We start from the raw sequence: 13,559 nt of genomic DNA, 5'->3' as shown, positions 1-13,559 counted from the left end.
TAGAATTTTCTAATTTCTCAATTCTCTCAGTAGATTTGCATTTCCAGTTACTGCTAAAGCAGCTGCTAATCCCCCCATCATCGCACCTGCTATTCCTGGAGAAGCAGCATCTGCCCCAGTTAAATAAAGGCCCTCAACAGGAGTTCTTACGTCAAACCAAGGACTTCTTTCCTTCTTATATCTTTCAGGTACACAAGCTAAACCATAGATTGCGCCATCCGGGTGAGAAGTAAAATGTTCATTCGTGATCGGAGTAGAAAGTTCGGCAAATTCCACCAATTTAGTTAGACCAGGAAATCTTTTCTCTAATGTGGTCAGGATACGATTTATGATCCTTTCCTTAAATTCCTTATACTCTTCTCCCCTTTTCTTCCAAGGTTCGTCCTTCCATTCTGCGAAATTAGAATAATCCGTGAATGTGATCACATCCATTGTATGAGATTTAGCTTCCGGATTTTTTAAACTCGGGAAGGAAAGATATAGATTCGGTATCTCATCACTTTCAGAAAGCCAATCATTTCTTTCAGAAAAATTCTTATCATGATCCGGAGAAGAGAAAATCCAATAGTTCTCCCCACTAAATCCAAATTTTGCAGGACTTTCTGAAAGACCAAGATAGAGACAAATACTTGTAGTCATTCTTTCTCTATTATAAAAATCCTTTAAATCCTTTCTGAAAGAAATCGGGAATGAATCAGGGATCAATTTTGTATAAGTAGGATAAGCTCCCGCGCAAGAGATCACTACCGGAGCGTAGAAGTCTCGCTCATGACCTTCTCCTCTTAACGCTTTTGCTTTAACCCCTACTACCTTTCCATCCTTGATCAGGATTTCCTTTGCTTCTACGGAAGAAAGGACCGCACCACCATTTTCTTGAAGAATTGGTTCTATCGTATCGAAAATTTTACCAGCGCCACCCACTGGATAATAACCTCCGTTGATATAATGCTGCACGAGTGTTGCGTGCATAGCAAAAGCAACTTTAGATGGAGGAAGACCATAATCTCCCCATTGGGCCGCTAAAATTCCCTTCAAGTCCTCGCTCTTAAAATTTTTATCGAAATAATCCTTGAGAGTTACTACATTTCCTTCTCCCAAAATGCCAATGAGAGAATCCAATGGAGGAGGAGAAAGCCTCATCATGATTGCTTTTCCGAAAAGGACTGAAATTTTTCTGATATCCTTTAAATACCTTTCGATTGCTTCCTCTTCTTCTGGAAATTCGTTAATTAGATCCGATCTGAACTTTTCCGGATCTCCATAGATATCGAATTTTCGAGAAGGAAAAACCAAACGTTCAAAAGGGTCTGGCATTCTTTTCCATGCGAGTTGCCCACGAGTGATCTTATCAGAGATCTTCTTACAAAGTCCACCTTCATGCATATCGCCTACATAGTGAATTCCCACATCCCAATGATACTTTCCTTGTTTTCTTTGGAATTCATGAGTAAAACCGCCCGGTTGAAAATGTTTTTCCAGGATCAAAACCTTCTTACCCGCGGATTGGGCCAAAAGACTCGCAGTTGTTAGGCTTCCCATTCCGGAACCTATAAATATAATATCGAATTCGTTTCCTACTTGATCAATATTCATTGACAAAACCTCTCATTCGCATTCAATGTGAACACTGAACACATTAAGTTTAATAATTAGAACCTTTAATGTAATACATGTCAACATGAAAAATTCCCAAGAAAAAAATTCATACCACCACGGAGACCTAAAAAGAGCCTTATTAGATGCCTCTATAAAGATCTTGAAAGAAGAAGGTTATAAGGCCCTAAGTCTGAGAAAAGCTGCGACTCTGGCCGGAGTAAGCCAATCTGCTCCCTATAGACATTATCCAGATTTAGAATCCTTATATGCAGACATCGCAGAGGAGGGATTTAAGATTTTAGCAGAAAGACAAAAGAAGCTAAGATCAAAATATAAGAAACGCCCTTTGCTCCTTTTTAGGGAATCCGGAGTTTCCTATGTGGAATTCGCATTAGAAAATCCTGATCTATTTCGGATCATGTATGGAAACCAGATCGAAAGCCATCTTAAATACGATTCTTTGATCAAAACCGAGGATGAAACATTTCAGATTATAGTAGAGATCATCAGAGACTGTCAAAAAGCAGGACTTATCCCGGAAGGAAATACGGAAAAAGCAGCGACCTCAGCTTGGACCATGGCTCATGGAGTTGCAGTACTATTATCCGGCCAACAAATGATGTTTCGATCTATAGAGATCAAACAGGCAAGAAAGATCACTAAAGATTTAATCCAGTTTTTATACACAGGATTAAAAGCGTAATTATAGTTGCAGGCTTTAAGAAAAGACTGTAGGCCTGTAATTTTTACTTTCTCTTATCAAAAAGATAATGGGAGACAATCCATTCTTCTCCATTATTATATTTCCAAAGTTCTGCGCATGCCATGAAGAAGGTTTTCCAATAAACAAACCATTTCACTGCCTGTTCCTTACCGTAGGTTTCTCCTAAAATTTGAAGGACTTCTTCCTTATTCTTGTACATGTTGGAAAGCCAGGCTTCAGAAGTAAGAGCATAATTATTGCCGTTTACTACCCATTGATTACTGATCTGAAAATCTTTTTGAAAATATAAGAATAGAGCATGAGAAGGCATCTGCCCTCCCGTAAAAAAGTATTTCGCCATCCAATCCGTATCATCTACAATATCGAATGGATAAGCAAATTTCTTGTGGGTGAATATATGTACGAAAAATTTTCCCTTTGGTTTCAGGAAACTCGCCAACTTTCCAAATAAAACCTCGTAATTTTTCATATGTTCTAACATTTCGATAGAGATAATACGATCGAATTTCAGGTTAGTCTTAAATACATTCATATCCGCAGTTAGAATATTCAGGTTTTTTAAACCTCTTTTCTTTGCTTCCGAATCTATGAACTTCTTTTGGCTTTTGGAATTGGAAACACCTGTCACCTTACATTTTGGATACTTCTCCGCTACATAAAGAGAAAGAGAGCCCCAACCACAACCCAGATCCAAAACATTCATACCATTCTCTAGTTCTGCTCTTTCGCAGGTAAGGCCCAACATCGTCCTTTCAGATTCGTCAATTCCAATATCGGGAGAAGTCCAGTAACCTGAGCTGTACTTCATATACTTCCCCATCACCAATTTGAAAAAAGAAGAAGGGACTTCGTAATGTTGTTCATTTGCAGCATGTGTATCAATTGCAATGGGAGATTGTTTTAAGGAATTTACATATTGAATCAGATGTTCCTGATTCTTTTCGAGGCTCCCTTTATCTTCCATACGAAGCCTAAGGTGCAGAAGTTGTCGTATCCTAAATCGGATCAACCAATCCGGGAAAACATTCTTTTCCATTAGGGTATAGATCAGACTCATAGTAAGTTTTCCTATATTCTAATTCAAATCTACTTTTTGGGAAACCAAGGGAAGAATGCACTCGTCCTGGATTTATATTCCAAGTATAAATTCCCTTTGGATCTTAATTGCCCGATCTCGTTCAAAGGAATGCCGGTGATCTTTGTTAAAAGGATAAACATGACTAATGGAGAGATAAGGCCGATCCAGCCCCAAGGAGAAGCAAGAGAAACTAAGCCGAAAGAGATCCAGATGATCCATTCAAAAAAATAATTTGGATGTCTACTGTATTTCCAAAGCCCAGCATCGCATACTTTTCCTTTATTGGCAGGATCTAATTTGAATTCTGCTAATTGGAAATCTGCAACTGATTCCCCCCAAAGTCCAATTGCGAAAACACAAAGACCGATCACTTCTAAAGGATGCGTTTGGATAGAAGGATTCAAAGCTGGAAAAAGAAAAGGAAGACTTAAGATTGTTCCTAGAACTCCTTGGAACTGGAATACATTAATAAAAAACTTTCGATCTACCTGTTCTCCATAATCCTTTCGAAATTCAGTATATCTTGCGTCTTCATGTCCGGTCAAAACTCTTGTTGTAAATATAAAATAAGAAAGTCTCCAACCCCAAACAGTTGCCATAAATGCAAAGATAGCCTTTCTCACAGAAAAAGCATCGCCTAAGATAAAATATACAATTGCAACCGTGGAGATACAAAGTCCCCATCCCACGTCTACGATCGAATAGTTTTTGATCAGCTTTCCAATCAACCAAAGTAGACTCATTAGAAAGAATATAACGACCCAGGCACTGAACATTAAGGACACGGCTTTTTCGTACATTAGAGTTCTCCGATATACATGGATTTATTTACGAACGATTTGATTCGTCTTTTTGACCAGGATCACTAATAGAAAGTAAGAGATCCCTGCTGGAATAGGCACCATACAAGTCCAACCGAGAACTGCATATCCTGCAGAATGAGAAAGACCTTCCCAAACCTGAGAACTATCTCCTTCTACAAGCTTATACGCCCAGGTCAAATCCTGCTCCTTGCCTGATAAATAAGCTCCTAATTTCAAGAAAGGGATTATTAGAAAAACTTGAAATGGATACATTGCATAATTTGCAATTTGAATTGAGACAGGATTCAGTCTTAAAATAAAACCTAAGAAGGCGCATAATGCCATAGTGGTCCCTATCAAAGGAAAAATACCTATCGCCCCGCCAATTGCTAAAGATAGTGCGATCTTTTCCGGACTGGTTCCGGTTTTTAATTCTTCCAGGATCCTTACTTTAGCTTTTGCTAAAAAAGAAAGTTTCGATTCTTGGTTTTCTAATTTTGTCACTGAGAATTCAATCCGAGATTATTCGGTTTGGTATATACTACCTGCACCACGCTGATATTTCTCATATGGAAGGCTGCAGCGCAATACGAAAAATAATATCTCCACTTACGCAAAAAAGATTCATCATAGCCCATACTTCTTATCGAAGAAATATTCTCTTCGAATCCCTTATGCCAAGACATCAGAGTTTGATCGTAATATTTGCCTATATCTTCCAATTCGTGGAGAAACATATCACCAGTCTTATTGATCGCTTCATTGACCCTTGCAATAGAAGGCAAAAGTGATCCAGGGAAAATATGTTTTTGGATAAAATCCACTCCCTTTCTAAAAGAATCGTATCTAGAATCCGGACAGGTAATAATCTGATGAGCCATCAGTCCGTCTTTTTTCAAAACCCTATGACACATTGCAAAGAAGTCCTCGAAATACTGATGACCTACTGCTTCTAACATTTCTACGGTCACGATCTTATCGTAAGAGCCTTCCACTTTTCTATAATCTTCCAGTCGGACTTCTATCTTATCTTCCAAGCCCATGTCGGAAATTTTCATTTTTGCAAATTTGTATTGTTCTTCCGAGATTGTATAAGAAGTCACTTTGCACCCATAATTCTTAGCTGCATAAGTGGAGAAGGCGCCCCAGCCGGTTCCAATTTCCAGTAAATGATCGGAAGCCTTGAGTTTCAATTTTTTGCAAAGATTCTCGATTTTAGCGATCTGGGCTTCTTCCAAAGATCTCGTTGGATCTGAAAAATAGGCACAAGAATACGTCATCGTAGGATCTAAGAACTTCTTATAAAAATCATTTCCTAGATCGTAATGTTCAGAAATATTTTTCTTACTTCCTCGAATGGAATTTTTTCTGAACAAATGTAAAAGCCGATTCCCTAAATTCATTAATGTAAGATGAATTAAATTTTTGTTAGAACCACTAACAGAAGGTGTACTTTCTATATTTAATAAGAACCAACAAATGATCGCTCGAATATCGTCAGTGTCCCAGTCCCCGTCCATATAGGATTCTGCAAGCCCAAGGTCTCCGTACAATACCAACTTCTTGAAAAACTTTCTGTTTTTCACTTGCAGGATTGCATGATGGAACTCGGGAGGATCAGAAGAATTAGGATTTCCTAAATATCTTTGCCCACCGTCCGGAAAAAGAATACGCAAAGATCCCTTTTGCATTCCCGATAAAGCCGAGAAAAAAATCCTTTCATAAAAACTTAAAGTCCCGATCTCGGAACCTGCACTTTCTAACGGTTCTACTTTTGCAATATTATCGCCTTCCAAGGTGCAATCCTCTTTGTTTGTCTAATCCTTCATTCTTTCGAATGAAAGGGAGTTTTTTCAGGTAAAGAAGAAAGGCCTGCCAATGTATAAGCCCGATTACTCTCAAAGTTACGAAAGGATATTTGAGAAACATCCAGATTAGGTTTAGATCCGTTAGATCTAAAACCTTTCCAGTATAAGTTGTCACCATGACCCTTTCTCCATTTTCGAAAGCGTCTATCCTTAAGTTTACCCTTCCGCCTTGGGGAGGATTTAAATAAAATTCGAACTCTGAGTCCAAACTGACAAATGGAGAAACATAGAAGAACTTCCCTTCTTTCTTTTTAAATCCTTTTTGATCGAAGGATCCTTTTCCAAGGAAGAATAACTTCATTTCTCCAAATGTATTTCCAACCTCAGCAACGGCACATATTGGATTTCCGTCCTTATCCTCGGCAAAATAAAATGATACCGGATTAAAGACATAGCCGAATACTCTTAGGTTGGTGATTAGCGTTACCTTTTCTACCTTCTCTTTGACTCCTTCCTGTCTTAAGTACTCTAAAAAATTTTCTTTTATACCTTCTTTTCCGAAGTTTAAATGATCCTTATCCTTAAAAGAAAATACACGAAACTTATTATTTCCAAACATCCATAAACGATCGTTTACTATATCAAGTTCGTCCAAGTCCAATTGGAATGTAAAGATCCCGTAATTAAACCGATTCGGTTTAGGGATCTTGCGATCATGCATGACCCTGGCTTCGACTATCTTGGAATTTAGTCCCATACCTTTTTTCCGAGTAAGGTCTCCGATAATTCTTTAGCTGACCAGAAAGCATCCTCATGGAATCCATATCTGAAATAACTACCGCAAAAATAGATAGGTCCCTTTCGATTCAGTTCGGATAATTTTCCTTGTGCTTTTAAAGAACCGACGTGAAAAAGAGGATGTTCGTAATTAATCCTTTTCAAGATCTTTTTAGGATCCACAAGCCCAGGATCTCCTATAGATAGAAAATAATCCTTCTTCTTTGACACTCCCTGCAAACAGTTCATCCAATAAATCGTATGGGGTTTGATCTTGCCTTGGATCCGATCCATTCTATAATTCCAAGAAGACCAAGTAGATCTTGTATTTGGCATTACAGAATCATCAGTATGTAAGGTTGCAATATTCTCCTGATAAGAAAACTGAGATAATAATTCTTTCTGTAAAGATGTCGGCTTTTTCAAGATTGATAAAGAACTGTCTGCATGGCAGGCAAGTATGACCTTATCGAATATTTGGGACTTCTTCCCCTTAAATATAAGTTTGGCTTTTCCAGTTGGAGTAGTTTCCACACCTAATACCGGTGAACTTGTGTGAAAACGATCCCGATCAGATGAAAGTAGTCTTTTTACATATTCAATAGAGCCACCATCTACTGTATACCATTGGTGCTGAGTGTTCAGTCCTAGAAATCCGTGATTTAAGAAGAATCGAACTAAAGAATAAGCGGGGAACTCCAACATCAGATCTTCCGGTGTAGACCAAACTGCAGAACTCATCGGCACAAGATAGTATGTCAAAAGATCGGGATGATACCCCTCTTCTTTTATATATCTATGCAAAGAATATTCTCTATATTTAGGATCTTGCAATATCTTAGGAGACTCGTCGTTGAATCGATTGATATTCAAGAGCAAACGTAAAAAACGGAGATTGAATATATTCTTTCTTTGGGCAAATAGACCATTCAATCCCGAACCGCAAAATTCCAGATTATCAGGGACATGTTGTACACTAAATGACATGCTGGTCTTCTTTGTGGGCACATTCAATTCTTCAAAAAAACGTTTTAAGTTAGGATAAGTTACATGATTGAATACTATAAATCCAGTATCGATAGGGATCTTCTTATCTTCTTCTGGTACGAATACCGTGTTTGTATGACCTCCAACATAGTTTGCTTTTTCAAAAACGGTAATATCATAGTGATCTCTTAGGAAATAAGAGCAGCCCATTCCTGCAATGCCGGAACCTACGATTGCAAGTTTTTCCTTTTTTCGGTTAGAGGTCTTTGGGGACTTCTTCTTGAGGGGAGAATTCTTTTTCAAAAACTTCCTTCTTCCTTTTGGTTTCGTATTGTTGGGGTTCCTTCTTATAGATAGGTCTTAAGAAGGCTTTTTTATAGACTTGGCTTATACCTTTTAGGTTTGGAAAAATTTTTCCAAAGCTCGGCCATTAAAAGCGAATTCGTAGTTTTAGTAAAAACAAATTTGAGATCTGTTCAAGGTGATGCCCTTAAACATAAGCGGAATATTACAACTTTTAGTATCTCAGCCTAACCCGTAAGCAAGAGCAAGGTACCTTAAGATCCTAAGAGAAAATACTACCAAAGCAAAGATCCAAAACTTCTGTCTGAAAAATCCGGAAAGCACCGTGATTGGATCTCCTATAAATGGTAGAAAAGAAAAGCCTAAGGCCCAGTATCCCCATCTGGACATTCTTTCTGCCCAACCTGAATATGTTTTAGATTCAGAGATCCTAGTTTCTATTTTTTTCCCGAACCAATAGCCTAATGAATAGTTGAATGCACAAGCGGCACAGTTCCCTATCGAAGCCCAAAACACTGCCTCACCTGGAGACAGTCCGGACCAGATTGCTCCCATAAGTGCTGCCTCAGAACTGAAGGGAAGCAAGGTAGCGGCCGCGAAAGAGATCAGTGTCAAACCGGGACCTGCATATGCTTGTAGGAATTCCGACAAAAGTTTTGAAAGTTCCAACTTTGGTTCTCCAGATCCTAGATTTTTTTCAGAACAAATCCAATTTCAAATGACCCCTTTAGGCCTTGCATCGGATATGTAAAGTAACACAATTTTGATACAAGAGCGCGTAACCTTGAAAAAATTAATATCTATATTTGTAGTTTGTATTTTCTCTATTTTTCCTTTTTCATTATTTGCAGAGCCCTTTACCCTACTAGGAGAAGGTACACAAATTTCCCCTTTCACGGCAAAAATAGGAGTCGGAGCGGGACAGGCAGAATACCAGTACGGTCTTACCGGTAGATCCGAAACTTATAGAGCAGGATTCGAATACAACCCAAGGAACTTTGGTTTCGAAGTTGGTGTAAATCGAAGCGGCTATTTCATCCCTCCGGACCGCTCTACCGAAATGTCCTCCGCAATGATACTCTCAGCTCCATCTTTCGATAACTTCGGTTATTATTTTGCAGCAGCCGCAATGATCGATAAGATTACATTCTCCAAAACATTTTTAGATTTAGGACCCACATTACATTTCCGTCCTGGATCTAAATTCGATCCGTATATCGGAGCGGGACTTGGGATTGCGGACATTGGTGCAAAACAATCTACATTAAGAGCCTACGGTAAACTTGGTATCCGGATGAATTTCGAGCGCAGCTTTTTGTTTTTGGAATTGGAAGGAGCTTCTATCAACCGACATTTCCAAGGTGAAAAGTATATCTACGGAGAAGGCTCCGGAATTTTCGGATTCGGTTATTATTTCGGGTCGAGTTCTACGTCCGACAACAAGGAGACTTCTCCCATAAAACAGAAAGAAGAAGAACCTGCACCTAAACAGGAAGAGGTTAAAAAAGAAGAACCTACTCCTTCTAAAGTAGAAGATGACAAATCTGTGGAAGAGAATCGTTAAGATCGATTTAGAATCCTTCTTATCTTTTATGAGGAAATAACGTAATTTTTCGTTTTACCTCGGCAAAGTCCTAAAAACAATCGAAGCAAGCGTCACTGCTTGCTTCGTATGGACATCTTCCAGTTCTCTTACCATTCCATCGGTTATATTTCAGGGACTATTTTCACAGTCTTCTTAATTGCTTCTTTGCTCAAATTAAAAAGCAAAACGAAACATGCTTGGATCCTAATATCTTATTTGCTGTTTGTCTTATTTTTGAATTTCGGGTTTTTGATCAGGACTTCGCTATTTCTACCTTCTCTATCTAAACCAGCTTGCTTCCTGATCGCGTTATATACTTCCTTTTCCAACCTAGTACTTTTGTATTTTATATATTCATTTTTTGGAATAGAGAGCAAAAAAGAATCTAAGATCTCCTTATTTATCATATTCTCCGCGGGAATGTTCGGGTTTTTATTCTACGTATTGAAGAATATCAACTCTGAGGTTTCTTATAATTTCAGTATACAGATGTTCGAATTTCAGGAACCGGAATCCACGGCACCTATGGGTTCCATCCATTTTTTGACTTTTATTTGGGTCTTGATCGTGATCCTAAGACAGTATATTAAAATCAGAAAGGAACTTAAACACGAGTCCGATGCGGGCTTAAGACTTGAGAAGGGAAGAACCGTAAGGATGTCTCGAAATTTCGGGTTAGCAATCTTACTTCATGCTTTATTTTCCCTTACTTATACTTTTTATGGATGGGGTTATCTTTCTTTTTCTAATTTTCAGCTCATACTAACTTCCGTCACAAGCTTACAACTTTTTTTATATACAGTTCTGTATTTGAATTATTTTCCGGAACCTTCTTCTTTTATGATCAAAATTGTCGGTGCTTCTTTAGCGACAGTCCTGATCTTATTATGTGTGGTAGCAAGGATCAGTTTTGTACTGATCGAAAGGCATTATGACGAGGCAAGAAAGAAAGAAATAGAGAATCTAAGGGAAAATCTAAAATTGGGCAGAGGCCATATTCTTCCGAAAGACGTATTGTATTTGATCTCCAGTTCGGATCAAAGCAATACTTCTCGTTCCGATTCTTCGGATGGAAACGATATAGGATCGATCTCAAAAAGAATGTATAGAACACTTTCTCTTCCTGAGAATAAACCGGTATATATTATCTGGTACACTTTCAATTCGGAAGGAAGGATCTACGAAATAGGTTATCCTTACGAATCCTACAGCAAGATGATCCATTCGATTGTTTCCGTGATTGCTTTGATCTTACTATCTTCTTCTATCTTTTTGATTCTTGCACTTCCCTATTTGATCCATAAAGGATTAAGAGATTTGCAAACATATCGAAGTATTTTATAATTCTAAAAGTTCTTTGTTTAAAAAAATTCCCTAATATTTTCCACATGAGAAGGAACCGTTATCCTTATCCGATTGGTCTACCTCTCGTATAATATAAATTCGCAATAAGATTATTCCATACTAGCAAAAAAAATTTTGCAGGGAACCTATTTATACCCCAAAAGGATCAAAATCGTTTAACAAATATTAGGCGGCGACGATCAAATGAAAAATTTACTTTTAGGGATTGCTATCTGTATTCCAGCAATACAGATCATGGCAAAGGATACTTCGACAGATGTAAGTCAAAATACATCCTGGACATTAAAATTGGGGGCAGGAAGAGGAGAAGTCCGAAACGAAAATTACGATTACGGAACCAGTTCTGCATATCGTATCTCTGCGGAGTATAATCCACGTTATTTTGGTTTTGAATTGGGAGCTACAAATGCAAATTACTCCATTAAAAAAATGGAAGAGTTGGATAAGAATATCGCTCTGATCTTTTCGGAGGGACAACCCATCTCTTATTTCCAATATCTGAACTTTGGCAAAGCAACAGACAAAGGTGAGTTTGTGAAGATGAACTTCTTGGACATAGGACCCACATTACATTTACGTCCGGGTAAAACCTTAGATCCTTATGTTTCGGTAGGAGTTGGAATAGGAAGTTCAGATGCTAAATCTTATCGCAGTTTTGGAAGATTAGGCCTAAGGACAAATTTTGAAAGAGCCTTCGTATTTTTAGAAGCGGAAGTTTCTAATATTCATAGATATATTTCCGGAACAGATCTGGCTTACCAAGATTATAGTGCTTGGTTTGGGATAGGTTCTTATTTAGGAACAATCGAATCTAAAGATGGATCTCCGACAGAAAGTGCAAGAGCTGACAAATTAGAGGCTTTCGCTTTCCGATAGGGAATTTAAGCTAGCAGCTTTCTCATCTGTTCAGAGATAGAAGCTGCTGCTTTTCCCGCTGCTTCCGCAAAATCAGCCCTGGAAGAAGAGAAAATGATACTTCTAGAAGAATTGATCAGGGAATTTTTTCCGCAGACAGAGATCACTTCTTCTAGAGAAGCACCTTGAGCCCCATAACCTGGGATCAAAAAGATACGATCCGGATGAGCTTTACGAATTTCTAATAATTCTTTTGGATGAGTGGCTCCTACAACAAGACCCACATTCTTAGCTGGGAATTTTTCGCTCAAAGCTGCAACTTCTCTGTAAAGCGTCCTACCAGTTTCGGAGAATGTTTTTTGTTGGAGTTCGGCAGAATCCGGGTTGGAAGTCAAACAGAGTAAAAACACCATCTTAGAGTCGTCTTCTATAAACGGTTTGATCGTATCCGATCCCATGTATGGGGAAAGAGTGAGAGAATCTACACCGAGTTCCTTAAAGAAAAATTTAGCGTACTGTCTTGCAGTATTATCTAAGTCTCCCCTTTTTGCATCAGCAACGATTGGGATCTCAGGATGATTTGTTTTGATATGAGAGATCAGTTTTTCGAACTGTTCAATCCCTTTGGAACCGAATGCCTCGAAGAATGCGATATTCGGTTTGTACGCTACTGCATATTCCGCAGTAGCATCCACGATCTCTTTGGAGAATACGTATAGTTTGTCTGGGAATTTTTCTAAGGAAGGAGGAAGTTTAGAAACATCAGGATCGATTCCAACGCAAAGAAGGGAGTTTAAGTTCTCCCTTCTTTTTACGAATTTGGAATAAAAATCCATTATTTTCTTACGATGTACTCTTGCGCAAAAGGAGGAAGAGTAAACGCAGCCTTATGGATCTCGGCAGAGTAATATTTTAATCCTTTAGGAACACGGTTCGGATCCGGTTGAACCTTATAAGGATCTGGTCCTTTAGAGCAGTAAGTGAATCCTATAATTCCAGAAGGATAAGTTGGAACCACTGTGAAGTAATACCCGCAATGATCGAACACCTGAGGAATGAATTGGAATAATTCCTTAATTATCTTTCCGTGATAGTAAAAACTTTCCGCCTGACTTGTACAGATACCGCCTTGTTTCAAGGAAGCAGCCATTGTCTCATAGAAAGGTCTTTTGAATAAAACTTCTGCAGGGCCTACAGGATCAGAAGAGTCCACGCAGATCACGTCGAAATATTCTTTATAATCCTGAACGTATTTTGCGCCGTCTTCGTATGCGTGAACCACTCTTGGGTCTTTCATCGCATTTGCGATCTCAGGGAAATACTCGTAACAAACGTCTACAACTCCCTTGTCTATCTCGCAAAGATGTACTTCTTTTACGGAAGGGTGTTTTAGGATCTCACGAACGGTTCCTCCGTCCCCACCACCAATCACTAAAACCTTTTCAGGATTCGGATGGCTCATCATAGGAACGTGAGCGATCATTTCATGATACGCGAACTCGTCCGCCTCGGTCATCATGACCACTCCGTCCAGAGTGAACATTCTGCCGAAACTTTGAGATTCGAATACGTCTATTTTTTGGAAAGGAGTCTTACGAGAATGTAAGAACTCCTTCACTCTAATCTTGAGAGCCCTTCCGTTAGGTAACTCGAGGGTCTCGTCCAGCCAAAGTTCCAA

Annotated in this window: 14 protein-coding genes; 4 read left to right on the top strand and 10 right to left on the bottom strand. The window is 38.7% G+C overall.

The features are described 5' to 3' along the window. Positions 1–9 precede the first annotated feature (9 nt). Positions 10–1,593: a phytoene desaturase family protein gene (locus EHO65_RS08755; RefSeq protein WP_135773726.1), complete on the bottom strand. Its 1,584-nt coding sequence runs from the start codon at positions 1,591–1,593 to the stop codon at positions 10–12. A gap of 85 nt (positions 1,594–1,678) precedes the next feature. On the opposite strand from EHO65_RS08755, the gene EHO65_RS08750 reads away from it, so the two are divergent. Beyond that, positions 1,679–2,299 (top strand): TetR/AcrR family transcriptional regulator, encoded by a 621-nt coding sequence (locus tag EHO65_RS08750; RefSeq protein WP_135773725.1) that lies wholly within the window; start codon positions 1,679–1,681, stop codon positions 2,297–2,299. 43 nt (positions 2,300–2,342) lie between these two features. Here the strand turns inward: EHO65_RS08750 and EHO65_RS08745 are convergent, their stop codons facing one another. The 7 genes from EHO65_RS08745 to EHO65_RS08715 all read right to left on the bottom strand — a co-directional run bounded on the left by EHO65_RS08745 (position 2,343) and on the right by EHO65_RS08715 (position 8,745). After that, the gene (locus EHO65_RS08745; protein WP_135773724.1) at positions 2,343–3,377 is read right to left on the bottom strand and encodes an SAM-dependent methyltransferase; all 1,035 of its coding nucleotides are present in this window, start codon (positions 3,375–3,377) and stop codon (positions 2,343–2,345) included. A gap of 29 nt (positions 3,378–3,406) precedes the next feature. After that, entirely contained in the window at positions 3,407–4,198 is a 792-nt protein-coding gene (locus EHO65_RS08740) for a DUF1295 domain-containing protein (RefSeq protein WP_135773723.1), read from the bottom strand. 24 nt (positions 4,199–4,222) lie between these two features. Next, on the bottom strand, positions 4,223–4,705 hold the full coding sequence (locus tag EHO65_RS08735; RefSeq protein WP_135773722.1) for a DUF2062 domain-containing protein: 483 nt from the start codon (positions 4,703–4,705) through the stop codon (positions 4,223–4,225). Further along, on the bottom strand, positions 4,702–5,997 hold the full coding sequence (locus EHO65_RS08730; RefSeq protein WP_135773721.1) for an SAM-dependent methyltransferase: 1,296 nt from the start codon (positions 5,995–5,997) through the stop codon (positions 4,702–4,704). The genes EHO65_RS08735 and EHO65_RS08730 overlap by 4 nt, the downstream gene beginning before the upstream one ends. Then, positions 5,984–6,766, bottom strand: a complete 783-nt coding sequence (locus tag EHO65_RS08725) for a DUF1365 domain-containing protein (protein ID WP_135773720.1) — start codon at positions 6,764–6,766, stop codon at positions 5,984–5,986. Before EHO65_RS08725 ends, EHO65_RS08730 begins: the two co-directional genes overlap by 14 nt. Beyond that, positions 6,757–8,076, bottom strand: a complete 1,320-nt coding sequence (locus EHO65_RS08720) for an NAD(P)/FAD-dependent oxidoreductase (protein ID WP_135773719.1) — start codon at positions 8,074–8,076, stop codon at positions 6,757–6,759. Before EHO65_RS08720 ends, EHO65_RS08725 begins: the two co-directional genes overlap by 10 nt. Before the next feature lie 222 nt (positions 8,077–8,298). Beyond that, a complete protein-coding gene (locus EHO65_RS08715) occupies positions 8,299–8,745 on the bottom strand; it encodes a YqaA family protein (RefSeq protein ID WP_135773718.1) in 447 nt (148 codons plus the stop codon). A 115-nt stretch (positions 8,746–8,860) separates the two neighbouring features. On the opposite strand from EHO65_RS08715, the gene EHO65_RS08710 reads away from it, so the two are divergent. The 3 genes from EHO65_RS08710 to EHO65_RS08700 all read left to right on the top strand — a co-directional run bounded on the left by EHO65_RS08710 (position 8,861) and on the right by EHO65_RS08700 (position 11,902). Then, on the top strand, positions 8,861–9,640 hold the full coding sequence (locus EHO65_RS08710; protein WP_135773717.1) for a hypothetical protein: 780 nt from the start codon (positions 8,861–8,863) through the stop codon (positions 9,638–9,640). Positions 9,641–9,748: 108 nt separating this feature from the next. Then, positions 9,749–11,005 carry a HAMP domain-containing protein gene (locus EHO65_RS08705; protein ID WP_135773716.1) on the top strand — a complete coding sequence of 419 codons (1,257 nt, stop codon included), beginning with the start codon at positions 9,749–9,751 and terminating at the stop codon, positions 11,003–11,005. 204 nt (positions 11,006–11,209) lie between these two features. Next, the gene (locus EHO65_RS08700; protein WP_135773715.1) at positions 11,210–11,902 is read left to right on the top strand and encodes a hypothetical protein; all 693 of its coding nucleotides are present in this window, start codon (positions 11,210–11,212) and stop codon (positions 11,900–11,902) included. Positions 11,903–11,907: 5 nt separating this feature from the next. Here the strand turns inward: EHO65_RS08700 and pyrF are convergent, their stop codons facing one another. Continuing rightward, the gene (pyrF, locus tag EHO65_RS08695; protein ID WP_135773714.1) at positions 11,908–12,717 is read right to left on the bottom strand and encodes an orotidine-5'-phosphate decarboxylase; all 810 of its coding nucleotides are present in this window, start codon (positions 12,715–12,717) and stop codon (positions 11,908–11,910) included. Continuing rightward, positions 12,717–13,559 (bottom strand): polyamine aminopropyltransferase, encoded by an 843-nt coding sequence (gene speE, locus EHO65_RS08690; RefSeq protein ID WP_100725017.1) that lies wholly within the window; start codon positions 13,557–13,559, stop codon positions 12,717–12,719. Before speE ends, pyrF begins: the two co-directional genes overlap by 1 nt.

The sequence above is a fragment of the Leptospira andrefontaineae genome (assembly GCF_004770105.1).
GTDB classification, from domain to species: domain Bacteria; phylum Spirochaetota; class Leptospiria; order Leptospirales; family Leptospiraceae; genus Leptospira_B; species Leptospira_B andrefontaineae.
Note: the sequence above shows the minus strand (reverse complement) of the source record. Positions and strands in the feature narration are given on the sequence as shown.